This is a genomic window from uncultured Bacteroides sp. (genome assembly GCF_958445495.1).
Classification (GTDB): domain Bacteria; phylum Bacteroidota; class Bacteroidia; order Bacteroidales; family Bacteroidaceae; genus Bacteroides.
Map to the genome: position 1 here is coordinate 26,240 of NZ_CAUCSQ010000016.1, position 26,604 is coordinate 52,843.

General features: G+C 46.0%; 25 protein-coding genes. 16 read left to right on the top strand and 9 right to left on the bottom strand.

The features are described 5' to 3' along the window. The first annotated feature begins 64 nt into the window (after positions 1–64). The gene (locus Q5076_RS07435; RefSeq protein WP_303012113.1) at positions 65–937 is read left to right on the top strand and encodes a hypothetical protein; all 873 of its coding nucleotides are present in this window, start codon (positions 65–67) and stop codon (positions 935–937) included. A gap of 67 nt (positions 938–1,004) precedes the next feature. Here Q5076_RS07435 and Q5076_RS07440 read toward each other — a convergent pair whose 3' ends face one another. Beyond that, positions 1,005–1,880, bottom strand: coding sequence for an NAD kinase (locus Q5076_RS07440; protein ID WP_303012114.1), 876 nt, complete (start codon positions 1,878–1,880; stop codon positions 1,005–1,007). Between the two features lie 149 nt (positions 1,881–2,029). Between Q5076_RS07440 and Q5076_RS07445 the strand changes: the two genes are divergently transcribed. The 14 genes from Q5076_RS07445 (at position 2,030) to folE (ending at position 13,777) form a co-directional block, all read left to right on the top strand. Then, positions 2,030–2,743 carry a pyridoxine 5'-phosphate synthase gene (locus Q5076_RS07445; RefSeq protein WP_303012115.1) on the top strand — a complete coding sequence of 238 codons (714 nt, stop codon included), beginning with the start codon at positions 2,030–2,032 and terminating at the stop codon, positions 2,741–2,743. Continuing rightward, positions 2,743–3,456: a MotA/TolQ/ExbB proton channel family protein gene (locus Q5076_RS07450; RefSeq protein WP_303012117.1), complete on the top strand. Its 714-nt coding sequence runs from the start codon at positions 2,743–2,745 to the stop codon at positions 3,454–3,456. Before Q5076_RS07445 ends, Q5076_RS07450 begins: the two co-directional genes overlap by 1 nt. Before the next feature lie 128 nt (positions 3,457–3,584). Then, positions 3,585–4,001, top strand: a complete 417-nt coding sequence (locus Q5076_RS07455) for a biopolymer transporter ExbD (protein ID WP_303012119.1) — start codon at positions 3,585–3,587, stop codon at positions 3,999–4,001. Between the two features lie 4 nt (positions 4,002–4,005). Further along, positions 4,006–4,860, top strand: coding sequence for a TonB family protein (locus Q5076_RS07460; protein ID WP_303012121.1), 855 nt, complete (start codon positions 4,006–4,008; stop codon positions 4,858–4,860). A gap of 26 nt (positions 4,861–4,886) precedes the next feature. Further along, positions 4,887–5,438, top strand: a complete 552-nt coding sequence (locus Q5076_RS07465) for a DJ-1 family glyoxalase III (RefSeq protein WP_303012122.1) — start codon at positions 4,887–4,889, stop codon at positions 5,436–5,438. Positions 5,439–5,445: 7 nt separating this feature from the next. Next, positions 5,446–6,105, top strand: a complete 660-nt coding sequence (locus tag Q5076_RS07470) for a 2-C-methyl-D-erythritol 4-phosphate cytidylyltransferase (RefSeq protein WP_303012123.1) — start codon at positions 5,446–5,448, stop codon at positions 6,103–6,105. Then, positions 6,106–8,202 (top strand): ATP-dependent DNA helicase RecG, encoded by a 2,097-nt coding sequence (gene recG, locus Q5076_RS07475; RefSeq protein ID WP_303012125.1) that lies wholly within the window; start codon positions 6,106–6,108, stop codon positions 8,200–8,202. Positions 8,203–8,425: 223 nt separating this feature from the next. Continuing rightward, the gene (gene ndk / locus Q5076_RS07480) at positions 8,426–8,890 is read left to right on the top strand and encodes a nucleoside-diphosphate kinase (protein WP_303012126.1); all 465 of its coding nucleotides are present in this window, start codon (positions 8,426–8,428) and stop codon (positions 8,888–8,890) included. Between the two features lie 20 nt (positions 8,891–8,910). Beyond that, complete coding sequence (locus Q5076_RS07485; RefSeq protein ID WP_303012127.1) at positions 8,911–9,783, top strand: M23 family metallopeptidase; 873 nt, start codon at positions 8,911–8,913, stop codon at positions 9,781–9,783. A gap of 115 nt (positions 9,784–9,898) precedes the next feature. Next, positions 9,899–10,441: a DUF1599 domain-containing protein gene (locus Q5076_RS07490; protein WP_303012128.1), complete on the top strand. Its 543-nt coding sequence runs from the start codon at positions 9,899–9,901 to the stop codon at positions 10,439–10,441. Beyond that, positions 10,431–11,807 (top strand): BT_3928 family protein, encoded by a 1,377-nt coding sequence (locus Q5076_RS07495; RefSeq protein WP_303012130.1) that lies wholly within the window; start codon positions 10,431–10,433, stop codon positions 11,805–11,807. The genes Q5076_RS07490 and Q5076_RS07495 overlap by 11 nt, the downstream gene beginning before the upstream one ends. Positions 11,808–11,877: 70 nt before the next feature. Then, the gene (gene tpiA, locus Q5076_RS07500; RefSeq protein WP_303012131.1) at positions 11,878–12,633 is read left to right on the top strand and encodes a triose-phosphate isomerase; all 756 of its coding nucleotides are present in this window, start codon (positions 11,878–11,880) and stop codon (positions 12,631–12,633) included. Between the two features lie 102 nt (positions 12,634–12,735). After that, entirely contained in the window at positions 12,736–13,179 is a 444-nt protein-coding gene (locus Q5076_RS07505) for an SPOR domain-containing protein (protein WP_303012133.1), read from the top strand. A 7-nt stretch (positions 13,180–13,186) separates the two neighbouring features. Then, on the top strand, positions 13,187–13,777 hold the full coding sequence (folE, locus tag Q5076_RS07510; protein WP_303012135.1) for a GTP cyclohydrolase I FolE: 591 nt from the start codon (positions 13,187–13,189) through the stop codon (positions 13,775–13,777). Positions 13,778–13,932: 155 nt separating this feature from the next. Here folE and dnaG read toward each other — a convergent pair whose 3' ends face one another. Further along, positions 13,933–16,014, bottom strand: a complete 2,082-nt coding sequence (dnaG, locus tag Q5076_RS07515; RefSeq protein ID WP_303012136.1) for a DNA primase — start codon at positions 16,012–16,014, stop codon at positions 13,933–13,935. Positions 16,015–16,449: 435 nt separating this feature from the next. Between dnaG and Q5076_RS07520 the strand changes: the two genes are divergently transcribed. Then, positions 16,450–17,187 (top strand): glycosyltransferase family 25 protein, encoded by a 738-nt coding sequence (locus Q5076_RS07520; RefSeq protein WP_303012138.1) that lies wholly within the window; start codon positions 16,450–16,452, stop codon positions 17,185–17,187. Positions 17,188–17,327: 140 nt separating this feature from the next. Here Q5076_RS07520 and Q5076_RS07525 read toward each other — a convergent pair whose 3' ends face one another. From Q5076_RS07525 to recJ, 7 genes are all read right to left on the bottom strand, one after another. Beyond that, positions 17,328–18,101: a prephenate dehydrogenase/arogenate dehydrogenase family protein gene (locus Q5076_RS07525; RefSeq protein ID WP_303012140.1), complete on the bottom strand. Its 774-nt coding sequence runs from the start codon at positions 18,099–18,101 to the stop codon at positions 17,328–17,330. 90 nt (positions 18,102–18,191) lie between these two features. Then, positions 18,192–19,253 carry a bifunctional 3-deoxy-7-phosphoheptulonate synthase/chorismate mutase type II gene (locus Q5076_RS07530; RefSeq protein WP_303012141.1) on the bottom strand — a complete coding sequence of 354 codons (1,062 nt, stop codon included), beginning with the start codon at positions 19,251–19,253 and terminating at the stop codon, positions 18,192–18,194. 122 nt (positions 19,254–19,375) lie between these two features. Next, entirely contained in the window at positions 19,376–20,560 is a 1,185-nt protein-coding gene (locus Q5076_RS07535; RefSeq protein WP_303012142.1) for a pyridoxal phosphate-dependent aminotransferase, read from the bottom strand. Then, on the bottom strand, positions 20,535–21,383 hold the full coding sequence (locus Q5076_RS07540; protein ID WP_303012143.1) for a prephenate dehydratase: 849 nt from the start codon (positions 21,381–21,383) through the stop codon (positions 20,535–20,537). The genes Q5076_RS07535 and Q5076_RS07540 overlap by 26 nt, the downstream gene beginning before the upstream one ends. A gap of 360 nt (positions 21,384–21,743) precedes the next feature. After that, positions 21,744–22,706, bottom strand: coding sequence for a lipopolysaccharide assembly protein LapB (locus tag Q5076_RS07545; RefSeq protein ID WP_303012144.1), 963 nt, complete (start codon positions 22,704–22,706; stop codon positions 21,744–21,746). A gap of 38 nt (positions 22,707–22,744) precedes the next feature. Then, positions 22,745–24,649, bottom strand: coding sequence for an ATP-dependent DNA helicase RecQ (locus Q5076_RS07550; RefSeq protein WP_303012145.1), 1,905 nt, complete (start codon positions 24,647–24,649; stop codon positions 22,745–22,747). Next, positions 24,642–26,360 carry a single-stranded-DNA-specific exonuclease RecJ gene (gene recJ / locus Q5076_RS07555; RefSeq protein WP_303012148.1) on the bottom strand — a complete coding sequence of 573 codons (1,719 nt, stop codon included), beginning with the start codon at positions 26,358–26,360 and terminating at the stop codon, positions 24,642–24,644. Before recJ ends, Q5076_RS07550 begins: the two co-directional genes overlap by 8 nt. Positions 26,361–26,604 lie beyond the last annotated feature (244 nt).

Below are 26,604 nucleotides of genomic sequence, written 5' to 3' on the forward strand. Positions count from 1 at the left end.
GTTCTGTGTTAGTCTGTTACGAAATGATTACTTTTGCGCATGTTATCAATTCACAACTGAAACTATGAATAAAAAAAGCCTACTTATTGCGGCCGTAGCTATTTTAGTGATAGCTATTATTGGTATCACCTATTTATTGTTTACAGAAAAACAGGCCAATCGGGAATTGGTGCAGGAATTCCAGTTGGATAAGGAAGATCTGGAAAACGAATATACACGTTTCGCACAACAATATGACGAGTTAAAAATGACTGTTTCTAATGACTCTTTGGCCCAGTTGCTGGAACAGGAACAGCTTAAGACCCAGCGTTTGTTGGAAGAACTCCGTACTGTCAAAAGTTCGAATGCCACTGAAATCCGTCGTCTGAAAAAAGAACTGGCTACGTTGCGTAAAGTTATGGTAGGATATATCAATCAGATTGATTCCTTGAATAAGCTGACCGCACAGCAGAAGCAGGTTATTGCCGATGTGACGAAGAAATATAATCAGGCTTCTTTGCAAATCAGCAATCTGTCCGAAGAAAAAAAGAATTTGGATAAGAAAGTGACGTTGGCTGCCCAGCTCGACGCCACTAATATTCGTGTGGAACCCCGTAACAAACGCGGTAAAAAAGCGAGGAGAGTGAAAGATATAGTGAAACTGGCTGTCAGCTTTACTATTGTGAAGAATATTACGGCTGAAAACGGGGAGCGTACCATCTATATACGTATCACTAAACCGGATAATGATGTGCTGACTAAGAGTGCGTCCAATACTTTCCCTTACGAGAACCGTACTTTGGGTTATTCCATTAAAAAGTATATCGAATACAACGGGGAGGAACAGAATGTGAACGTGTTCTGGGATGTCGAAGAGTTCCTGTATGCGGGAAATTACCGTGTGGATATCTTTGAAGGCGGCAATCTGATAGGTTCGCAAGCATTTACATTGGATTGAAGTTTGTAAACTAGCGGCTCTTTGCAGATTCCGGTGTTTTCGAATTCTTCCGGTAGGCCATAGGAGATTATTGGCTTCTGCCGTCCGCCCCCCACATCATTTTGCTGCGGAGCGTTTCGAAAAAAAGGTGATTGAACCGTTTTACCACTTTTACGCTGTAGTCTGCCCGGCGGATAGTCAGTTGGGTCGTTTCTTTGCAGGTTTCGCTCCGGCCGTCGATGGCAACCAGGAAGTTGTGGCTCCGGCTTTCCACATCCAGGGTTATTTCCCAATCGTCACGAATAACGATGGGGCGTACGTTGAGGCTATGCGGAGCTACGGGAGTAATGGCAATCGTATTGGAATGAGGGACGATGATAGGTCCGCCCACACTTAGGGAATATGCCGTAGAACCGGTAGGAGTGGCGATAACCAGCCCGTCGGCCTGGTAAGTATTCAGATAAGCGCCGTTGATTGCCGTCCGGATGCTAATCATGGAAGAACTGTCCCGTTTAAGTACCGCAATTTCGTTAAGAGCATAAGGAGCATCCTGAAGATGTTTGTCGTCACATACGAGTTGAAGCACGCTCCGTTCTTCCACGCTATATCTTCCGGATTGAATCTCATTGAATGTATTTTCCATTTCTTCCGGAGAAATATCGGCCAGAAACCCCAGGCGTCCGGTATTGATTCCTAAAATAGGGATTCCTTTTCTACCTACGCGGCGCGCTGCTTTCAGGAATGTTCCGTCACCTCCGATGCTGATTACCATATCGGCGGTGAAATCGTCACCGTCAAACAGATAATCGGCTTGAATTTCCATATTCGGATTCGCTGTCAGGAATTTGTAAAACTCTCTGCACATGTAAATTTCCGCCCCCTGTTTTTTTAACAATCGGAACAAAGTGACGGCATGAAAGGACTTTTTAGCCTGGTAAGTATTTCCAAAAATGGCGAATTTCATAAATGATAGCATTGATTGAGGTTGCAAATTTGGCATTTTTTCTTGGATTTCTACTTTAAATAACCAAAAAAGAACCTAGAATGCGTTTCGTATTATTAGGCAACTAATAATAATATTTGTATTTTTGCGGCGGATATATACGTAGAACTATGACTAAATTGAGTGTAAACATAAACAAGATTGCTACTCTGAGGAATGCACGCGGGGGAAATGTTCCCGATGTAGTGAAGGTAGCTCTTGATTGCGAATCTTTTGGTGCGGACGGAATAACCGTTCATCCTCGTCCTGACGAACGTCACATTCGCCGTTCGGATGTATATGATTTGCGCCCTTTGCTGCGGACGGAATTCAATATCGAAGGCTATCCGTCTGCGGAATTTATAGACCTGGTGTTGAAAGTGAAACCCCATCAGGTAACTTTGGTTCCTGACTCTCCCTCACAGATTACTTCCAATTCCGGTTGGGATACGAAAGTCAATCAGAAATTCCTGACGGAAGTACTTGACCAGTTCAACAGTGCGGGTATCCGGACTTCTGTTTTTGTGGCCGCTGTTGCCGAAATGGTGGAATATGCGGCCAAGGCTGGAGCTGACCGGGTTGAACTTTATACGGAACCTTATGCGACGGAATATCCGAAGAATCCCGAAGCTGCAATCGCTCCTTTTATAGAAGCGGCCAAGGCGGCACGTAAACTGGGAATCGGATTAAATGCCGGGCATGACCTGAGTCTCGTGAATTTAAATTATTTCTATAAAAACATTCCGTGGCTGGACGAAGTTTCTATCGGGCATGCGTTGATTAGCGACGCATTATACCTGGGATTGGAACGGACCATTCAGGAATATAAAAACTGTTTACGCTGATGAATGCAATGAGCTTGTTGGCCCAAGGGGCTGTGAGTATGGCCGATTCGCTGGCTACCGCCAATCCGGTACTGACGGAAGTGAATGCTCCTGAAATGAATATGCTTGATATGGCTGTCAAGGGTGGTTGGATTATGATTGTGCTGGGCGTATTGTCCGTCATTTGTTTTTATATCCTGTTCGAGCGTAATTATATGATTCGTAAGGCCGGAAAAGAAGACCCGATGTTTATGGAACGCATCAAGGACTATATCCATAGCGGTGAAATCAAGGCGGCTATTAATTATTGCCGGACGATGAATACTCCTTCGGCGCGTATGATAGAAAAGGGAATCAGCCGTTTGGGACGTCCGATTAATGATGTGCAGGCGGCCATTGAGAATGTGGGTAATATTGAAGTTGCAAAACTGGAGAAAGGATTGACCGTCATGGCGACCATTTCCGGTGGTGCTCCGATGTTGGGATTTTTGGGAACAGTGACCGGTATGGTGCGCGCTTTTTACGAAATGGCGAATGCAGGCAGTGGAAATATTGACATAACTTTGCTTTCCGGCGGTATTTATGAAGCCATGATTACTACGGTAGGAGGTTTGATTGTGGGAATCATCGCCATGTTTGCCTACAACTATCTGGTGATGCTGGTAGACCGTGTGGTAAATAAAATGGAATCCCGTACGATGGAATTCATGGATCTGCTGAACGAACCCACCTGAAAATCTGCCGGATGCGCCGGTATGCCGGGATAGCGGTGAGGATGGCGGGTCATGTGCCGGATTATTTTGGAGATAGCCTGCTGCCGGTTGGCGCACGAACGGATTGACAAATAGACATATCATTAATTATGGGATTAAAAAGAAGAAATAAAGTATCACCCAATTTCAGCATGGCTTCCATGACAGATGTCATTTTCCTGTTGCTGATATTCTTTATGATAACCTCTACGGTGGTGTCGCCCAATGCCATTAAAGTATTATTGCCGCAAGGCAAACAACAGACCTCGGCTAAACCGTTGACAAGAGTGATCATAGATAAAGACCTGAACTTCTACGCCGCTTTCGGCAATGAGAAGGAACAGCCGGTGACGTTGGGTGAGCTGACGCCTTTCCTGCAACGCTGCGCGGAAAAGGAACCTGAAATGTATGTGGCGTTATATGCGGACGAGTCCGTGCCCTATCGGGAAATCGTACGAGTATTGAATATCGCGAACGAGAACCATTTTAAGATGGTGCTGGCTACCCGTCCGCCTGAAAATAAGTAACAGCATGGACAGGAGGAAAAAGGGTGAATACATAGGAGCGCTCGGTGCATTGCTGGTACATGTGGCGGTGATTGCTCTTTTGATTCTGGTGAGTTTCACTGTCCCGCAGCCGGACGAAGATGCCGGCGGAGTGCCTGTAATGCTTGGAAATACGGATATGGCGCACGGCTTTGACACTTCTTCATTGGTGGATGTGGATGTGTTGGATGAAGAAATTTCCTCTTCTGCCGAGCCTGTGCCGGAACTGCCTTCGGAACAAGACCTGTTGACACAGACAGAAGAAGAAACTGTTGCTTTAAAGCCGGAAACGGAAGAGCATAAGAAAGAGACGGTGAAGCCTGAAAAAACGGAAAAGAAACCGGAAAAGACAGCCGCGGAAAAAGCGGCTGAAGCGAAACGCCTGGCAGAAGAAAAGGCGGAACGAGAGCGTAAGGCTGCCGAAGAAGCCGCGAGGAAGAAAGTCGCCGGTGCTTTTGGGAAAGGAGCGCAGATGAGCGGCAGTAAAGGAACGTCTGCCGGCGGTACAGGTACGGAAGGCAGTAAAGAGGGCAATTCCTCTTCCGGGATTAAAAAAGGAACTGGCGGTTACGGTACATTCGAGCTCGGCGGGCGTTCGCTAGGTACGGGCAGCTTGCCGAAACCTGCCTATAACGTGCAGGAGGAAGGGCGTGTAGTAGTGAATATCACTGTAAATCCGGCAGGGCAGGTAGTTGCGACAAGTATTAATCCTCAGACGAATACGGTGAATTCCGTTTTACGGAAAGCCGCCGAGGATGCTGCCAGGAAGGCACGTTTTAATACAGTGGAAGGAGTGACTAACCAAACGGGGACAATCACTTATTATTTTAATTTGAGATAGTATCATTAACTAAAAATAGTAGGATTATGGGAACTGTGTACGCTTTTTTTGCAGATGGTTTTGAAGAGATAGAAGCACTGACTGCTGTCGACACATTGAGACGTGCCGGATTAAATGTAAAAATCGTATCCGTCACACCGGACGAAATTGTTGTAGGCGCACATGATGTATCTGTTCTTTGTGATGTGAATTTCAATAACTGCGACTTTTTTGATGCCGGCCTTTTGTTGTTGCCCGGCGGTATGCCCGGAGCGGCTACGCTTGACAAGCATGAAGGGTTGCGCAGGCTGATTCTTGATTTTGTGGCTAAAGGCAAGCCGGTTGCCGCTATTTGTGCCGCCCCGATGGTATTGGGAAAACTGGGATTGTTGAAAGGTAAGAAAGCAACTTGTTATCCGGGTTTTGAACAATATCTGGAAGGTGCCGAATGCGTTGATGCGCCGGCGGTCCGTGACGGGAATATCATAACCGGTATGGGACCGGGGGCTGCTTTGGAGTTTGCTTTGGCTGTCGTAGAGTTGATGGCAGGTAAGGAAAAAGCGGATGAACTGGCAGAAGCCATGTGTGTTAAACGCTAAGCTGTCCATGAAGAAATATGTAATTATTGTTGCCGGCGGGAAAGGATTGCGTATGGGGAGCGAACTTCCGAAGCAATTTCTTCCCGTCGGCGATAAACCGGTGTTGATGCATACGTTGGAAGTCTTTCGGAAATACGATGCAGGAATACGGATTATTTTAGTGCTTCCACGCGGGCAACAGGACTTTTGGAGACAACTCTGCAAGAAACACGGCTTTACCGTAGAACATCTGCTTGCAGACGGGGGAGAAACCCGTTTTCATTCGGTAAAGAACGGGTTGGCATTAGTCCGGGAATCCGGTCTGGTGGGAGTGCATGACGGTGTCCGCCCGTTTGTCTCGGTAGAAGTGATTCGCCGCTGCTATGAACAGGCTGAAATACGGAAAGCCGTAATTCCGGTGGTTGACGTTGTAGAAACGCTGCGTCACCTGACAAACGCCGGAAGTGAAACGGTCAGCCGTAATGACTATAAATTAGTGCAGACACCGCAGGTTTTTGATGTGGATTTGTTAAAACAGGCTTATAAACAGGAGTTTATCCCCACTTTTACAGATGATGCTTCGGTAGTGGAGGCGATGGGCATACCTGTATTCTTGGTTGTGGGTAATCGTGAGAATATCAAAATAACGACTCCTTTTGATTTGAAAATAGGGAATGCTCTTTTGTAAATGTTTGATTTAGCTACGCGCGACATAAAATTCATTTCCGGTGTAGGGCCTCAAAAGGCGGCTGTATTGAACAAAGAGTTGGAAATCTACTCTTTGCATGATTTAATTTATTATTTCCCTTATAAATATGTTGACCGGAGCCGTATCTATTTTATTCATGAAATAGATGGCAATATGCCCTATATTCAGTTGAAAGGAGAGATTCTTGGTTTCGAAGCTATCGGTGAAGGGCGTCAGCGGCGTCTGATTGCCCATTTCTCAGATGGTACGGGGGTGGTGGATTTAGTGTGGTTCCAGGGTATCAAATACATTCTGGGCAAATATAAACTTCACGAAGAATATGTGATTTTCGGCAAGCCGACTGTATTTAACGGGCGGATTAATGTCGCACATCCGGATATCGACAAAGCGGATGAACTGAAATTGTCTTCCGTAGGTTTGCAACCTTATTATAATACGACGGAAAAAATGAAGCGTAGCTTCCTCAATTCCCATGCGATTGAAAAGATGATGGCAACGGTGATTCAGCAGATACAGGAGCCCTTGCCCGAAACTCTTTCCCCCCGGTTGCTGGCGGAGCATCATCTGATGCCTTTGACGGAGGCATTGCAAAACATTCATTTTCCCGCTAATCCGGATTTGTTGCGGAGGGCCCAATATCGTCTGAAATTTGAAGAGCTGTTTTATGTGCAGTTGAACATTCTCCGGTATGCGAAAGACCGGCAACGGAAATACCGCGGATATGTTTTTGAGAAAGTCGGTGACATATTCAATACATTTTATACGAAAAAACTGCCTTTTCAATTGACAGGTGCTCAGAAACGGGTCTTAAAGGAAATACGGAATGATGTTGGCAGCGGCCGGCAGATGAACCGCCTTTTGCAGGGAGATGTCGGTAGCGGGAAGACCTTGGTCGCCCTGATGAGTATGCTGCTGGCGTTGGATAACGGTTATCAGGCTTGCCTGATGGCTCCTACCGAGATATTGGCTAACCAGCATTATGAGACAATTAAAGAATTATTGTCCGGCATGGATATCCGGGTGGAATTGCTTACAGGTTCAGTTAAAGGCAAGAAACGGGAAGCTATTCTTTCCGGGTTATTGACGGGAGACGTGAAGCTTCTGATAGGCACGCACGCCATTATCGAAGACACGGTTCATTTTTCATCCTTGGGATTTGTCGTTATTGACGAACAACACCGTTTTGGCGTAGCTCAGCGCGCCCGCCTTTGGAGTAAGAATGCCCAACCTCCGCATGTGCTTGTGATGACTGCCACCCCTATTCCCAGAACATTGGCGATGACCTTGTATGGCGATTTGGATGTTTCCGTCATTGATGAGTTGCCTCCGGGCAGAAAACCCGTTACTACTGTCCACCGGTTCGATAATCGACGTGAGAGCATGTATCTTTCCGTGCGCAGGCAAATAGAAGAAGGGCGCCAGGTTTATATCGTCTATCCTTTGATTAAAGAAAGTGAAAAGATTGATTTGAAAAATCTCGAAGAAGGATATCAGCACATACTTGAGGCATTTCCCGAATGTACGGTCTGTAAGGTACATGGCAAGATGAAGCCTGCCGAGAAAGAAGAGCAAATGCAACTTTTTGTTTCGGGGAAAGCACAGATAATGGTGGCTACCACGGTGATTGAAGTCGGGGTAAATGTACCGAATGCTTCCGTAATGATTATAGAGAACGCCGAACGTTTCGGACTTTCGCAGTTACATCAGTTGCGCGGTAGGGTGGGACGCGGTGCTGAACAGTCTTACTGCATTCTGGTAACAAACTATAAACTGACCGAAGACACCCGTAAACGCCTTGAGATAATGGTACGTACGAATGACGGTTTCGAAATAGCGGAAGCCGACTTGAAGTTGAGAGGGCCCGGCGACTTGGAAGGAACCCAGCAGAGCGGCATTGCTTTTGACCTGAAAATTGCAGATATCGCCCGTGACGGTCAATTGTTGCAGTATGTCCGCTCTATTGCCGAAGACATTGTAGAAAACGACCCGGCCGCCCGGAAACCGGAGAATGAAATATTGTGGCGGCAATTGAAATCGTTGCGGAAAACGAATGTTAACTGGGCTGCCATTAGTTGAAAAACGGTTAAACATACAGTAATTTTGCAGAAATGTGTTGCAAAACATGTTTTGCCTCTATTGCCCCTATTTATAGGACTTTAGTGTTTGCTCTTTTGTTGTTCTTTTAGCTAACCGTCTGAAAAATAGTTAATAACTTCCTTGTAATTTCATTGGAAAATACTACCTTTGGAGGAATTTTTTAGTAAATGTATCGTTTAACCATAAAAAGTGTATATATATCATGCTTGAAAAAACATTGGTTATTTTGAAGCCGTGTACCCTTCAACGGGGATTGGTAGGTGAGATTACTCATCGCTTTGAGCGTAAAGGATTGCGGTTGGCAGGCATGAAGATGATGCAACTTACTGACGAATTGTTAAGCGAACATTATGCCCACCTGAGCGGTAAGCCTTTTTTCCAAAGAGTGAAGGATTCCATGATGACATCTCCTGTCATTGTGTGTTGTTTCGAAGGGGTGGATGCTATTCAAACAGTCCGTACGTTGGCGGGTCCGACTAACGGGCGTCTGGCTGCTCCGGGAACTATTCGGGGAGATTACAGCATGAGCTTTCAGGAAAATATAGTCCATGCTTCCGATTCCCCTGAGACCGCAGTTGCCGAGTTAACAAGATTTTTTAAACCGGAAGAAATATTCGATTACAAGCAGGCGACATTTGATTACCTGTATGCAAATGACGAATATTAATTGAATTGACGAAATAAGGAATGAATTTCAATTGCATTATTAAGACAGGGTTGGCAGCTATGGCGGCTATGGTTAGTTTGAGCTCTTTTTCACAAGACCTGATTGCCCGCCAGGCTCCGATAGACAAGAAATTAAAGACAGTAGACTCTTTGGCGTTGCAGAGGCAAATCCGTGCCGAACAGTCGGAATATCCCGCTTTAGACCTTTATCCGAACTGGAACAACCAATATGTGCATGCTTATGGGAACGCGATTGTGCCGGAGACATATACTATTGATTTGAGAGGTTTCCACATGCCTACTCCGAGTACGAAAATTACGTCGCCTTTCGGTCCCCGCTGGAGAAGGATGCATAACGGGTTGGATTTGAAAGTAAATATCGGAGATACCATTGTAGCAGCCTTTGACGGTAAGGTACGTATCGTGAAATATGAGCGCAGAGGATACGGTAAATACGTTGTGATTCGCCATGACAACGGATTGGAAACAGTGTACGGTCACTTGTCCAAGCAACTGGTTGAGGAAAACCAGTTGGTGAAAGCCGGTGAAGTAATCGGATTGGGTGGTAATACCGGACGTTCTACCGGTTCGCATCTTCATTTTGAAACCCGTTTCCTCGGAATCGCAATCAATCCGGTCTATATGTTCGACTTCCCGAAACAGGATATCGTAGCCGATACCTATACTTTCCGGAAGACCAAAGGAGCGAGACGTGCGGGTTCCCATGACAGCCAGGTGGCCGACGGTACCATTCGCTACCATAAAGTAAAGAGCGGGGATACTCTGTCCCGCATTGCCAAATTGCGCGGGGTATCAGTCAGTACGCTTTGCAAGCTGAACCGTATCAAACCGACTACGATTTTGCGTATCGGACAAGTCTTGCGTTGTTCGTAAGTAAGAAACAGTAATACAACAATATCTTTGTAAGAGGGCACTTTAATATAATTTAGAGTGCCCTCTTTCCGTTTTTACTTAATTATTGTTACCTTTGCACACTATTTGGAAGAAAATGAAAGATACCAAGCAACAATTTGAACATGTCATCGCTTTGTGCCGTGACTTATTTTCCAAGAAGCTGCATGATTACGGGCCTGCATGGCGTATTATGCGTCCGGCTTCGGTAACCGACCAAATCTTTATCAAAGCCAACCGGATTCGTAGCATCGAGACAAAGGGGGTGACTCTGATAGACGAAGGTATCCGTTCCGAGTTTATCGCGATTGTCAATTACGGCATTATAGGACTTATACAATTGGAACTGGGATATGGCGAATCTGCCGACATAAGCAATGAAGAAGCTCTGGCATTGTATGATAAGCATGCGAAAGAGGCTTTGAAACTGATGCTTGCCAAGAATCACGATTATGACGAAGCCTGGCGCAGCATGCGCGTCAGTTCCTATACTGATTTGATACTGATGAAAATATATCGTACCAAGCAGATCGAGACTCTTTCCGGCAATACGCTGGTGTCTGAGGGAATAGACGCCAATTATATGGACATGATTAATTACTCTGTTTTCGGATTGATTAAAATAGAATTTGAAGGATAAGAACTTACATATCATTCAGGAGATAATCGCTAATACCTGTCGTTTCCTTTTAGCGGCGGCATTTATCTTTTCCGGATTTGTAAAGGCAGTAGACCCGTTGGGATTCCAGTATAAGATACAGGACTATCTGACCGCATTCGGGATAGCTGCTTGGTTTCCCTCGTTTTTCCCCTTATTGGGAGGCATCGCTTTGTCCGCGATGGAATTTTCAGTCGGTATTTTTCTATTCTTCGGTATCAGGAGGACGTTGGCTTCTACGTTGGCGTTGATGCTGATGACTTTTATGACGCCGCTGACGTTGTATCTGGCAATTTTCAATCCGGTTTCCGATTGCGGGTGTTTCGGTGACGCATGGGTGCTGACAAACTGGGAGACATTCGTAAAGAACGTCTTTTTGTTCATTGCCGCAATCGGAGCGTTCAGGGGCAGGAAGATGTTAATTCGTTTCGTCAGCTTGAAAATGCAATGGCTGGTTTCGCTCTATACGCTGCTTTTTGTCTTTACGTTGTCTTTTTACTGTTTGGACCGTTTGCCGGTTTTGGATTTTCGGCCCTATAAGATAGGAAAGAATATCCTGGAAGGAATGACGATACCCGAAGGAGCGAAGCCGAGCGTTTATGAAAGCATTTTTGTTTTAGAGAAAAACGGAGAAAAGAAAGAATTTACGCTGGAGAATTATCCGGACAGTACATGGACATTCGTAGACACCCGCATTGTCCTTAAAGAGAAAGGATATGAACCGCCTATCCATGATTTTTCCATGGTGGATTTAAATACGGGGGACGACATTACGGAAACCGTGTTGACGGATAAGGGGTACACCTTCTTGTTGGTCGCACACCGGATTGAAGAGGCGGACGACAGCAATATCGACTTGATTAACGAGATATATGATTATTCGGTAGAGCACGGCTATAAGTTCTATTGCCTCACCTCCTCGCCGGAAGACCAAATCGAGCAGTGGAAAGATAAGACGGGAGCGGAATATCCGTTCTGCCAGATGGATGACATTACACTCAAGACGATGATTCGTTCCAATCCGGGCTTGATGCTGATTAAGGACGGGACTATCTTGAATAAGTGGAGTGATGAAGATATTCCGGACGAATATGTGCTGACTGATAAATTGGAGAATTTGCCGTTGGGAGGGCAAAAGGTGGAGAGTGATACCCATACGGTCGGATATGTGGTTTTGTGGTTCGTAGTCCCATTGCTGCTGGTGCTGGGGATAGATGTGTTGGTGATTCGTCGCAGAGAGCGCAAGTATGCCCGGAAAGTTGCGGAAGCCCGGAAAAGAAGAGCTGAAATGCAAAATGCCGTGTCGGATACCGGAGAAGACGGACAACAGTCAGGCGGAAACGGATGAAGCGTTCGGACCGATATCGGTAAAATGAGTAAAATATGAAATTTATTAACCCTTTAAAATAAAAAACAAAATGAGAAAGAACATTGTTGCAGGAAACTGGAAAATGAACAAAACCCTTCAAGAGGGTATCGCTTTGGCAAAAGAACTGAATGAAGCATTAGCTGGTGAAAAGCCCAACTGTGATGTAATCATCTGTACTCCGTTCATCCATTTAGCTTCCGTGACTCCTTTGGTAGACGCTGCTAAAATCGGGGTAGGTGCTGAAAACTGTGCAGATAAGGAATCAGGTGCTTATACCGGTGAAGTTTCTGCCGCTATGGTAGCTTCTACTGGTGCTAAATACGTGATTCTGGGGCATTCCGAACGTCGTGCTTATTACGGTGAGACAGTGGCTATTCTGGAAGAAAAGGTAAAACTGGCTCTGGCTAACGGACTGACTCCGATTTTCTGTATCGGTGAAGTTCTGGAAGAACGTGAAGCTAACAAGCAGAACGAAGTGGTAGCAGCCCAAATGGAGTCTGTTTTCTCTCTGTCTGCCGAAGATTTCTCCAAGATAATCCTTGCTTACGAGCCGGTTTGGGCAATTGGTACAGGTAAGACCGCTACTCCGGAGCAGGCACAGGAAATCCATGCTTTCATCCGTTCAATCGTAGCCGGCAAATACGGCAAGGAAATTGCTGACAACACTTCCATTCTTTATGGCGGCAGTTGCAAGCCTTCCAATGCGAAGGAGTTGTTTGCCAACCCGGATGTTGACGGCGGTCTGATTGGCGGCGCTGCTTTGAAAGTTGCCGATTTCAAGGGAATTATCGACGCTTTTAAATAATTGATAGCCGGTGAATGATAGTTGATAGGTTGCTTCCAGCATAGCTATCAACTGTCATTTCATTGTTAACTATCATTTGTCATCTATCAATTATCAATTATAATGAAAGTTTTACTTATCCTGTTGTTTGTTTGGGCAGGTACTTCGGTACAGGCGCAGAATATTGTGAAAAGCCTGGAGCGTACAGTACCGGGGCAAGGAAAGGTGACTATCCACCAAGACCCGCGTATCGAAGCCTTAATCGGTATGGAACGTCCTGTAACGGGCGAGCAGAAAGTAATAAAGACTTTCGGGTTCAGGATCCAGGCGTATGCCGGCAATAATACCCGTCAGGCGAAAAACGATGCTTATCATGTGGCATCGCAGATAAAAGAGTATTTTCCCGAATTAACGGTATATACTTCATTCAATCCTCCTCGCTGGCTCTGCCGTGTGGGTGATTTCCGGAGCATAGAGGAAGCTGACGCGACAATGCGTAAGATGAAGGCTACCGGTGTGTTTAAAGAGGTTTCCATTGTAAAAGACCAAATCAATATCCCTTTATAAATCTGCCATGTTGGAAAAAGAAGAAATTATCTCTCCGAATCTGGAAGAGCTGAAAAGCCATTATCACAGTATTATTACTTTGTTGGGTGAGGATGCCGGACGGGAAGGCCTGTTAAAGACCCCGGAGCGGGTAGCCAAAGCGATGCTGAGTCTGACGAAAGGGTATCATATGGACCCTCATGAAGTACTTCGTTCTGCTAAGTTTAAGGAAGAATATAGCCAGATGGTGATTGTCAAAGACATTGATTTCTTCTCTCTCTGTGAGCATCACATGTTGCCGTTTTACGGGAAAGCGCATGTTGCTTATATTCCCAACGGGTATATTACAGGGTTAAGTAAGATAGCCCGTGTGGTCGATATTTTTTCTCATCGTTTGCAAGTGCAGGAGCGCATGACGCTGCAAATCAAGGAATGTATTCAGGAAACCCTGAATCCGCTGGGGGTAATGGTTGTAGTAGAAGCAAAACACATGTGTATGCAGATGCGCGGTGTAGAAAAGCAGAATTCCATTACTACCACTTCGGATTTTACGGGAGCTTTTAACCAGGCAAAGACCCGTGAAGAGTTCATGAACCTGATTCAGCACGGGAATCTGTAGAATGTCTCATGCGGTACTGTTCGCAATTTTGTATAAATGGAAACATGATTTCGTTTTAAGTCCTCTTATATTTGTATTCTGTTGTATAAAACTAAAATACGGAGCTCATTATGAAGCCCGTATTGCATATTTACGCAAAAAAAATTATACTGTCTTTACCGCAGGACAACGCGGTCGCCTAAACGCTTTGCCATGATACTTTGTACACTTCTCAACTCATTGTAACGTTGCATCAGTACGTTGCATTTCTCCTCGTCATGTGCTAATGCAGGGTCCTGTAGGGTATAAAGCATGTGTTTCAGTTCTTCTGTTACGATGGCATACTTGAAATTAATCATCAGTGACGGGACCAGTTCGTAAAGGCGTTCCTCATCCGTTACGATTTTCTGTGATTTAGAATGGTATTTGCTGAGTTGGTAACGGACGTTGATTAAATCGACACACAATTTGCTGATAACAGGATCGGGGTGTGCCAGGAAATAACGTTCGGCTGTAAACCCGGGGGTATGTATGTGTTCGGCGGCTTCCGTCAGGATTTGTCGATGCAGAGGATTGTGGAAAGCTAAGTCGTCCTCTTTCAAATCATTGACGACATATTCTATCACGGTGACCGGAATCTCGTTTCCTTCCTCATCAGTCAGGTTACACATTACCTTTTCGCCGTAACGGACTACCGCTTGCAGAATCTGACGTTCGAATTTGTAGAATTCTTGTCCCTCCTTACCCTCTTGAGGAATATAAGAAGTATAATTGTCTTCTTGCGAAGGCACGGGTGTATCTATGTAACTTTCCGCCCCTGCTTCGGGAACTGGTATCACAGTTTCGGACGACGGGGAAGTATTTTCAGAAGATGTACCGGACGATGTGGAAACAGTCCTTTCGGCAGACCGACGTTCGCGTTCGGTTTGTTCAGCCCTTTTTTCCGCCTGTTTTTCTCTTCTTTTGGCAACTTCCGATACCAGGAGCTTGTCTTCGACATGTAGCAATTGGGCACATTCTTTGATATAGACATCCCGCACAATCGCTTCCGGTATGACAGAGATGCTTTGCACCAGATTGCCGATGAGTTCTGCCCGTTTGATAGGGTCTTTTCCGGCATCTTCCAGTAACAGATTTGTCTTGAAACGGATAAAGTCTGTCTCGTGTTCCGATATGAATGCTTGGAATTCGGTTGAGTTGTGTTTGCGGGCGAAAGAATCCGGGTCGTCCCCGTCGGGAAGAAGGCATACCTTGATGTTCATGCCTTCTTCGAGTAACATGTCGATTCCCCGGATGGAGGCTTTGATTCCCGCTGCATCACCGTCGTAGAGCACGGTCATATTATTGGTGAAACGGTGAATCATGCGGATTTGTCCGGGAGTTAAAGCTGTTCCCGAAGAAGCCACAACATTTTCTATGCCTGATTGGTGCATGGAAATGACGTCCGTGTAGCCTTCTACCAAAAAACATCGGTCCTGCTTTACGATGGCCTGTTTGGCGAAATAAATACCGTATAGTTCATTGCTTTTGTGATAGATTTCCGATTCGGGAGAGTTGACATATTTCACTTTGACACCCTTTGTTGCACTGGCAAGTACACGGCCCCCGAAAGCGACCACCTTCCCCGAAAGAGTATGTACCGGAAAGATAACCCTTCCCCAAAAACGGTCTCGCAGGCGATGATCGTCCGTTTCGTAACAGAGCCCGGTTTTAATCAGATATTCTTTCTTGTATCCTTTTTGCAGTGCCTCTTTTGCGAATGCGTCATGGCTTTCGGTACAATACCCCAACTGGAACTTCTCGATAATGTCATCCCGGAAACCGCGGTTACGGAAATAAGCCATACCGATGCTGCGGCCGTCCGCGTGGTTCCTTAGAATATTCCGGAAATAGTCGCGTGCAAAGTTATTGACGATGAACAAACTTTCGCGTTCGCTTTGTGCAAACTTCTCTTCGTCACTAAGTTCCCGTTCCTTGACTTCAATATTGTATTTCTTCGCAAGATATTTCAGAGCCTCCGGATAAGACATCTGTTCGTGTTCCATAATGAAATGTACTGCATTTCCTCCTTTCCCGCAGGCGAAACACTTGCATAATCCCTTGGCGGGAGATACGTAAAAGGAGGGAGTCTTGTCACTGTGGAACGGACATAAACCGACATAGTTGACACCTCGTTTGCGCAAGGTGACAAAGTCGGAAACGACATCCATGATTTGTGCCGCATCCAGTATCCGGTCTATGGTAGCTTGGTCTATCATTCTTTTTTCTCCTGTGAATCCGTTTTTCCGGATATAAAGGTATATATAAAACGGGTACAAAGGTACATATAAAAACAGTATTTTGTGAGAGCTTCTTTCTGTTTTTATAAAGATAATGTTTTATCGTTTTCGTAATTAGTGGAATTTATTTAGTTTTGCAATTGAAAGGGGCATAGCGATGCGCTTTCACATTTTAGTGGAAAATAAATAAGAAGCGTTGTGCTTCATTCTTGTTTCTGAAAACCTAGGAAATTTTCGAGAAAGTACAAGAATGGCATAGATGATTCTCACGTCACATAGGCGTGGGTCTGCTGTCTATACATTTGTACTTTCGGGTTTTCCTAGGACCTTCAGAAACAATGGATAGCACGCAGTTCCACGCTTTTCTGTTGACTTGTCTTATGGGAGCTGTAAGACGAAAATACACACTGGATAATGGAAGAATCGGTTTTTAAGGAAAAAGTGCTAGTCTTGCATGTAAAGCAGGGATATGAAGACAGGGCTGAACACATTGAGAAGATGATGGCTGAATTGCACATCCCTTTCGAATACATCCTGGATGGGGATGTCAGTGACTTTACGGCAGTCATCCTGGATAAATATTTCAGAATCAACGATATGGTGAAGATGTACAACTTCCTTCCGCAAGTGTCGTGTGCATACAAGCATTTTCTGGGATATGAACGTATTCTGGAGAATAACTGGAAGGGAGCCCTCATTTTGGAAGACGATATTATTCTGAGAAAAGATTTCACAACGGTTTTTAATAACTGTATGCATGAATACGAAACGATGTCTGTTTCCGATATCTTTATCTCTTTTGAAGACAGTAGGCTGCGATTTGTGCCGAGAAGTCAGAGAGTGAAAGGAAAATACCTGTATAAAGGGAGTAAGGACCGTATGGCCGGTGCTTATTATATCAGCAACGGGGCAGCCCGGCGAATTATGGATTATGTGTCGGAATACAAGTGTGACCGTCCGATAGATTTGTTGCATTCGTTATTGATTAAGCAAGAAGGCTTTCCATACTATTGGTGTCAACCGACTATTGCCACGCAAGGAAGCTTCACCGGAAAATTCCATTCTTCTTTAAGTATAAAGGAAAAATTGGGTGCAACGGTTTTCTGGAAATTTAAGCTGGCCTATAAAAAGATGTTGTACTTTCTAAGATAGTGATAATAAAAAATACCGTGGCAATGAAGCAAACGGCATTTCAGTTTTTCAAGCGGATTCCCTGCAAGGCTTCCTTTTTTCTTTGGGAACAGGGAGGTAACTTTGCAGGGAATTCGTTTTATCAATGCTGAAGACTGGATTTATTTAATTTTCTCCCGAATTTTTGTCAGATACTTTTTCATGCCTTCGGCATCTTTGTTTTCGATAATCTCAAGCAGGTTCTTCAACTCCGTCCGGATATTGGCTACTTGTCCCGGAGTACGCGGATTGAATAGGATTTCCTGGAGCAGGTAATCGTCCTCGCTTAGCAACCCTTTGGCGATAGCCATGTGTTTTTTGAACGTAGTTCCCGGAGCTTCTTGGTGTTTCATAACGGCTGTGAAAACGAAAGTCGATACGAACGGGATAGAAAGCGAATAAGCTACGGTTTCGTCATGCTCGTCAAAAGTATATTCAAAAATATTCAGCCGTAGCGTCTGGTAAAGGTCTTTGAAGAAAATTTTTCCCAGATGGTCTCCCTCGCTGATGATAATGGCGTTTTCGCTACTCAGGTTGCTGAGGCTGGCGAAAGTGGGACCGAACATCGGGTGAGTGGAGACATACCGGAAACCGCTTTCTTCATAAAATTTCTTCAACCCGGTTTTTACGGAAGCGATGTCGCTGATGATACAGTCTTTGGGCAATACGGGCAATACTTTACGGAAAGCGTCCAACGTGTATTTCACTGTTGCGGCGTTGATAACCAGTTCCGGTTCAAAATCCTTTATCTCCTCCAATGTCGTAAACCGGTATGTGTTGTAGACGAAACGCAACTGGTGCGGATTGACGTCAAACACTGCCGTTTCATGTTGGAAGCTAAGGATATCGGTAAAGAAGGAGCCCATTTTCCCAGCTCCGAGTATTAAAATTCTCACGTTTATTATCTGTTTAATGGTCGATGATGGGTAGATTCAAAATTAGTGATGAATACCAATTGTCCTCATCATTTACCGGTTATCTCTCTGTTATTTGTTGATTATCTCCATTTGTTGCCTTACTGACTCTTCATGAATCGCTTCGAAAATTTTCTTCATAAATTCAGAGTCCATGCCGCATTGTTCTCCTTGCGCACCGCGTTTTTCAAGGATTTCATTGTAACGTCCGGTCTGCAAGACAGTGATTCCGTGCTCCTTCTTGTAAGTACCGATTTCACGGGCTACGCGCATTCTTTTCGCTAATTCCTGGATAATGTTGTCATCACATTCGTCGATTTGCTTGCGGAGTTGCGTCAGATTCTCGGTAGACTGGGTTTCCGTACGGATGACAAGCAGGTTGAGAATATAATCCAGCACGTCTGGAGTTACCTGTTGGGAGGCATCGCTCCATGCACAATCCGGGTTACAGTGGCTTTCTATAATCAGTCCGTCGAAATTCAAGTCCATAGCCTGTTGGCAAAGTGGTGCCACTAACTCCCGTTTTCCACCGATATGGCTTGGATCACAGAAGATAGGCAAGTCAGGAATGCGGCGGCGCAGTTCGATAGGAATGTGCCATTGGGGAAGATTCCGGTATATTTTCTTTTCATAACTGCTGAAACCGCGGTGGATGGCAGCTAGGCGTTTCAGTCCCGCGTTGTTGATACGTTCCAGAGCCCCAATCCACAATTCAAGGTCCGGGTTGACGGGATTCTTTACAAGGACAGGGATATCTACCCCTTTCAAAGCATCGGCAATTTCCTGCACGGCAAACGGATTGGCTGTGGTGCGCGCGCCTACCCAAAGAATATCAATCCCGGCTTTCAGACATTCGTAGACATGTTTGGCTGTAGCCACTTCGGTAGAAACATACATTCCCGTTTCCTGTTTCACTTCCTTCAACCAGGCAAGTCCGTCTACACCGACTCCTTCGAAACCTCCCGGTTTGGTGCGCGGCTTCCAGATGCCGGCACGGAATATTTTCAATCCTTTAGAAGCCAATTGCTTGGCAGTATCCATTACTTGTTCTTCTGTTTCTGCACTGCATGGGCCGGCTATCACAATCGGTCTTTTTGTCTCGACACCCGGTAATAAAATAGATTCAAGTTCCATATTCTTATCTGTTTTTTATGTTCTTGTTAATTATTTGTTTCTGATTAATCATCCGCCTCCTGAAAGAGCTCCAAGGTGTGTTTTTTTGCATACCCTTTTTCTTTCCTTTTCTCAAGAGAGGTTCAGTACTGTATCTTCTTTATCCTTTCCAACGCTTCCGCTAGTTTGGCATCCTTACAGCAGAGGGAAATGCGGATATACCTTGCCCCGTTGCTGCCGAAAATAAATCCCGGCGTGATAAACACCCTCGCCTCGTGTAAGACCTTCTCCGTCAATTCTTCTACATCTTTACAGGAAGCCGGGATTTTTCCCCAGAGAAACATGCCGACCTGGTTTTTGTCATACGTACAACCTAATGCCTCCATTATTTCTCCTGCCAGTTGACGACGGTTGCGGTAATTCCGGTTGTTGCCTTCATACCAGTCAGCCTCTGCTTCCAGGGCAGTGGCGGCCGCCAACTGCATGGCACGGAACATGCCGCTGTCGATATTGCTTTTTACTTTCAATATCCATTGTATGAATTCTGAGTTTGAGGTAAGCATGCCGATACGCCATCCCGGCATGTTGTGGCTTTTACTCATCGAGTTGAATTCGATGCAACACTCCTTGGCTCCCGGCACACTGAGAATACTGAGCGGTTGGCTGTTTAAGATAAAACTGTACGGGTTATCGTTGACAATCACGATATTTTTGCGGCGTGCGAAATCAACGAGGCGTTCATACAGATCCAAAGTCGCGTTGGCTCCCGTCGGCATATTCGGATAATTGGTCCACATCAACTTCACGCGGCTTAAATCTGCCTTCTCCAACATTTCAAAGTCAGGCATCCAGCCGTCTTCTTCTTTCAAATCGTAATTGATAACTTCCGCGCCGAGTATTTTACTCAAAGAAGTATAAGTCGGGTATCCCGGATTAGGAACCAATACCTGTTCCCCCGGATTGACGAAAGCCAGTGTCACATGAAGGATTCCCTCTTTCGAACCGATTAACGGTTGTATTTCCGTGTCCGGGTCCAGGCTGACTCCGTACCAACGCCGATACCATCCGGCAAAACCTTTACGGAGTTCGGGAATGCCTATGTACGGCTGGTATCCGTGTACGTTCGGGTCGTGCGCGCTGTTGCACAACGTTTCTATCGCTTCCTTGGAAGGCGGCATATCGGGGCTGCCGATTCCCAGGCTGATAACATCCTTTCCTTCCGCATTCATCCGCGCTACTTCTTTCAGCTTCTTGGAGAAGTAATATTCGCTTACACCCGCCAGTCTGTCGGCAGGGGCTATCTTATACATTTGACTTTCCTTCTGCATATTCGCCTAATATTTTAAGTTCTTTGGTTAATGGAGTAATTGCCGCGATGGATTGTTTATACCTGAGATAGTCATTGAACGCTACATCCACATAAAATTGATATTCCCATTCCCGTCCGATAATCGGCAATGACTGTATTTTAGTCAGGTTGATGTTGTAGAATGAGAGGATGGACAAAACCTGCGACAAACTGCCCTCCGTGTGAGGGAGAGTGAACACGACGCTCGCTTTGTCGATACCGTTCGTACGGTGCTGGCGGAATTCGTCCGCCTGCCAGGGATCGGCTACTACTAGAAAACGGGTGAAATTGTGTTTGTTTGTTTCAATGCCTTCCTGAAGAACTTTCATCCCGTAACGTTCGGCTGCCGTCTTGGAGCAGATGGCGGCATGTCCTTTCAAGTTCTCATTCTTGATAATCTCCGCGCTGCGTGCTGTGTCTTCCCCTTCCACCACTTTCAGTTGCGGGTGCTGGTTCAGGAACTCCCGGCATTGCATCAGGGCGATAGGGTGGGAGTTGACTTCGGTCAGGTCTTCCCAGCTCTCGTCGGGCAGGCAGACGAAACTATGCGAGATGCGTAGCTTGTATTCACCGATGATCTGTGTCCCGCTTTGCCTCAACAGCTCGTTGTTGTGCAGCAGGCTTCCCGCAATCGTATTCTCGATGGCTAGCATTCCGATAACCTGACTGTCTTTACGTATCGAAGTAAACACATCTTCGAAGCTGGCGCAACAGATTAATTCTATATCTTCTCCTTCGAAGTAGTTGTGTGCGGCGATATCGTGATATGAGCCGATTGTTCCTTGAATTGCTATCTTTTTCATTGTTTTTAAGTTGTTATATAAAAAAATCCCGCGTCCATGTCGGAGCGGGATTTATATGATTAATTTCTCTATTTAGTCCTTAAGCATCACTGTCACTTGATACATACAAACTCCCGCTCTACTTTTTTGCTAAAGTAAAAGTAAAAAAAGAAGTAATATGCATAAGTAAACGATTTCATTTCAAATCTCTGTTTTTGCTCTGATTTTTTAATTCTGGGGCAAAAGTAATAATTTTCTGTCAGATGCAAACAAAAAATGATATTTTTTTTGTTTTTTCCCCTGAAATAGATAAAAAAGCTATTCCTCGTTACAACAATGCTTCTTGCCGGATAGCATTTTCCTGCCGTTGGATGTCTTCTCTCAAAAGATTCCCGGCAAAGCTTCGGGTTTGGGGCCTAAGTTCTTGAATTCCCCGTTTAGTCCGGTCTCCTCTTTCGGATTCAGTTCCAGGGATTTCTTCATATCTTCTACGGAACCCTCCTTGTCGCCGTTCAGCAGTTTGGCCCTGCCGCGTTCCTTATAGGCTTCTGCAAAGCTGGGGTTCAACTCGACAGCCTCGTCAAACAGGTTGATGGCTTCCGCCAGTTTTTTTCGGTTGATGAAGAGCTGCCCCAAATAGAGGTAAGCCTGTTCATTGAACGGATTTATCTCGGTTACCAGTTTATAATCGTTTTCCGCCTCTTCTTCCTGCCCATTGGCCTCTTTCACCTTTCCGCGCAGGAGGATGGCGGTTTCTTCTTCCGGATTCTGGGCGAGCACGGCGTCAATATCCTCCATTGTTTCTTTGTATTGCCTCATTTTCAGCAATGCTTCGGCACGCATCAGGCGGGCTTCGGTGAAGTCATCTTTCAGGGCAATCGCCTTAGTCAGATGGGCAATCGCCATCAAGCCGTCCTCCTGCCCTTTGCGTGCTTTCCCTAACAGGTAATGTGCAACGGCATTCCCTTCTTCAATGGCGATAGCCTCGCTTGCAGCCTTTTCCATTCCCTTGTAGTCTTCTTGTATGAAGCAGACATTGGCGAGCGTCAGGAAAGTCTGGGTGATGCCGGGTTCCATAACCGTCATTTGGTTCAGCAGTTCACGTGCCTTTTCCGTTTCGCCCGTCTGGATGTAAAGTTGGCTAAGGTATCCCATAGTTTCGAAGTCTTCCTCGATGGCAAGAGCTTCCGTGAAACATTTTACCGCATAGTCCGGACGTCCCATGCGTTGAGCGCGCAAGCCGTCGTATTTGAAGATTTCGAATCTTTTCCGGTCGTTTTTCTGTTTTTCACTTTCCGGCGTTTCCGATTTCCCGGAAAAAAAAGATTTAAAAAAGTTCGGCATGATATATTGTTTTTGAGTTACCTTGCAAATGTAATAACTTATTTTGAAATATGCAGCATTCCGTCTTGCATCTTCAGTTTGCCTTCTTCTAGCAGATATTGGACAGCACGGCCGGCATCCTCCTTTCCGGCAGTAATTTTGTCGGCCAGCTCAGTGGGAGGGAGAGGATTTCCGGAGAGCGCTTCCATGATTTGTCCTTTTATCTTGTCGAAAGAGCTGTCGGACAACCCGTCGTTTCCGTGACGGTTGAGGCAGACATCACATTGTCCGCAGTTGTGATCATTCTTCTCTCCGAAATAACGGAGCAGCATCCGGCTGCGGCAAACCGATTCGGTGGTGACGTATTCTTCCATCGCCTTGATACGTGCCTCGTATCTTGCTTTCCGCTCTTCATACACGGAAGCGGGGATATGCAGGTAGCGCAGTTCCATCCGTTCGCGTGTATATATAATATAAGGTGTCTTTTTACGCGGGATATAATCTACGATGCGACGCTTAGTCAAAGTCACCAGTATGTTGTAGATTTGTTGCCGTGTCAATCCGCTACGCACGGAGAGGGTTTCTTCGCTGATGTAGGCGTAGTCGGTGAATACCCCAGTGTAGGAGCGGAGGATAGTTTGTATCAGCACTTCCGTATCCGTCCCCATTTCCCGGAGTTTATACAACTCGTCCCGCCGGATAGTGAAAAGAATGCGGGAAGCGTTGTCCTGCTCTTCCGTATATTCTAGATATCCCGCCTGGGTGAGTATTTTTAACGCGCTGTCCACCGGGACAGGAAAGTATTTGAACTTTCTACAAAATTCCTCCAGATTGAACTCGCGGATGCATTGGAAGCCGTCTCCCATCGCCATCTGGTAATAATATTGCAGATGTTCGTAGACATTGAGGATATACTCTTTGGAGGGAAAAGTATCCGCAATCCGCCGATGAAGGGCTATCCCGTCGATTTTGGTATACAGGATAATGGCATAGGCTTTCTTGCCGTCCCTTCCCGCACGCCCTGCTTCTTGGAAATAAGCTTCGGGAGAGTCAGGAAGGTCGAAATGTAATACGGCGCGTACATCGGGCTTGTCTATTCCCATACCGAAAGCGTTAGTGGCCACCATGACGCGCACCTCTCCGTTTTGCCAGCGTTTCTGCCGTAAGTCTTTTACGGCATTATCCAGCCCGGCATGATAAAAATCGGCGGTAATGCCCTCATTCGTCAGCAGTTCTGTAATCTCTTTGGTACGCCTCCTGCTACGGACATAAATGATGGCGCTTCCCGTTATCTTCCGTAGGATGTGCAGCAGTTCCCCCGTCTTGTTCTCCGTTTCCCGGACGATGTATGCAAGGTTTTTCCGTTCGAAACTCATGCGGAAAACATTTTCTTGACGGAAGTTCAGTCGCGCTTGGATGTCTTTTACCACCTCAGGGGTTGCTGTCGCCGTCAGTGCTAGCACAGGGACTTGGGGTAACAGTCTTCTGATTTCTGCTATTTTCAGGTAAGCCGGGCGGAAATCATACCCCCATTGTGAGATACAGTGGCTTTCGTCTACCGTAATCATGGAGACCTTCATGGAACGAAGTTTGGTACGGAATATTTCTGTGTCCAGCCGTTCCGGAGAGATATAAAGGAATTTGTAGTCGCCGAAGATGCAGTTCTCCAGTGCGGTGATGATTTCCTGTCGTGTCATGCCGGAATATACGGCGATGGCTTTGATGCCGTGCTTCCGTAAGTTCTGCACCTGGTCTTTCATTAAGGCGATAAGGGGGGTGATGACAATACAAAGTCCTTCTCCGGCGAGAGCGGGTACTTGGAATGTGATGGATTTGCCTCCGCCGGTCGGCATCAGCCCCAATGTATCCTTCCCCTCGCCTATGCTGGCGATAATCTCCTCCTGCAAGTCGCGGAAGGAGTCATATCCCCAGTATTGCTTCAATATCTCCCGATACTTATTCAATCGGTTTTATATCCTCTATTTGAAGTTGGACTTCGCCACGCTTGTGCGTGTTCTCCTCAATGGTGTAACAAATGTCGAACGAACGTTTGGTCTTGATGTAACGCACGTGTGAGCTTTGTCCGAACGCAATGCCGTTCATCACGTTGTTTGATTTGTTATCGACCAGCTCCAGTTTGATATGCTCCTGGTCGCGGCCTACGACTTTACTCGTACCGTAGTCATATACGTGGTGTGTACAAAACACCGGCTTCGTGTTATCCGGACCGAAAGGATTGAACTTTTTCAGGTCGTTGAAGAACTTGGACGTAATGTCTCTGAAGTCGATTTCAGCATCGATGTCAATCACAGCACTGGTCTGTTCGGGCAGGATATGTTGCGATACGAATTCTTCGAACCGGCGGGTGAAAGCTTCCACATTCTCCACTTTCATGGACAGGCCGGCGGCATACGTATGCCCGCCGAAGTTTTCCAGCAGGTCGCGGCAGTATTCGATTGCCTTGTACACGTCAAAACCGGAAACGGAACGCGCTGAGCCGGTTGCCATGTCGTCTGTCCGCGTCAGGACGACGGCGGGACGGTAATAGACTTCTGTCAGTCGGGACGCTACGATGCCGATAACCCCTTTGTGCCACTCTTCGTTGTAGAGTACAATGGAACGCCGTTCCGCCAGTCCTTCCAGGTTGGCGACGATATGGTTCGCCTCTTCGGTCATGCTTTTGTCAAGGTCTTTGCGGGTTTCGTTGTATTGGTTGATTTGTCCCGCTTTCTCCAACGCGGCGGAGAAATCCTTTTCTGTAAGCAGATCTACCGCCTCTTTTCCGTTCTGGATACGTCCCGACGCATTGATGCGCGGCCCGATTTTGAACACGATGTCGCTCACTGTGATTTCTCGTTCGGAAAGCCCGCATACATCGATGATTGCCTTCATTCCGACGCTGGGGTTGCCGTTCAGTTGTTTCAGCCCATGAAAAGCGAGAATACGGTTTTCGCCCATGATGGGAACAATGTCCGAAGCGATGCTGACCGCTACCAAATCAAGCAGGGGAATCAGGTGGTGGAACTCAATGCCGTTGTTGATGGCAAATGCCTGCATGAACTTGAATCCGACACCACAACCGGAAAGGTGCGTGTACGGATATGTGTTGTCCAGGCGTTTCGCGTTCAGGATAGCTACGGCGGGAGGGAGAATGTCATCTGGTACATGGTGGTCGCAGATGATGAAGTCAATACCCTTTTCTTTGGCATAGGTAATCTCTTCTACGGCTTTGATTCCGCAATCGAGTACGATAATTAATCCCACGCCTGTTTGTGCGGCGTAGTCCACTCCTTTTCTGGAAATACCATACCCTTCGTTGTAGCGGTCGGGTATGTAGTAATCAAGGTTCGAATAGAACTGTTGAATAAACTTGTAGACTAGTGCTACGGCTGTAGTCCCGTCTACGTCATAATCTCCGTAAATCAGAATACGTTCTTTCTTTCCCATCGCCTTGTTCAGACGTTCCACTGCAATATCCATGTCGTTCATCAAGAACGGATCATGCAGGTCGGGCAATTGCGGGCGGAAAAACTTCTTGGCGTCTGCCGCCTCGGTGATTCCCCGCTGTACCAGAAGTCGTCCGAGTATTGGGCTAATTCCCAATTCTCGAGTCAATGTCCGGCTTGTCTCTGCCTGTTCGGGTGTAATGGGTCGATAATTCCATCTGTGATTCATTTTATATATTGTTTTTTCTTTTTCTTTTCTCAAAGGTTGGAAAGGCACTTCTTCCCAACAAGGGGTAAAAGTACGAAAAAAAGCGGAAGTGGAGGACAGATATGGCGAAAATATTTAGGAGATATGGATTTGGTACGGCTGTACGCAGTGGCAATTTGTGCCCGGTAAGTATCTCCTGCGCGGAATTATTGATTTTCTTTTTCTTTCCGCTTGTTTGTGGCGGATGTAAGGAAGAAACTTCTTT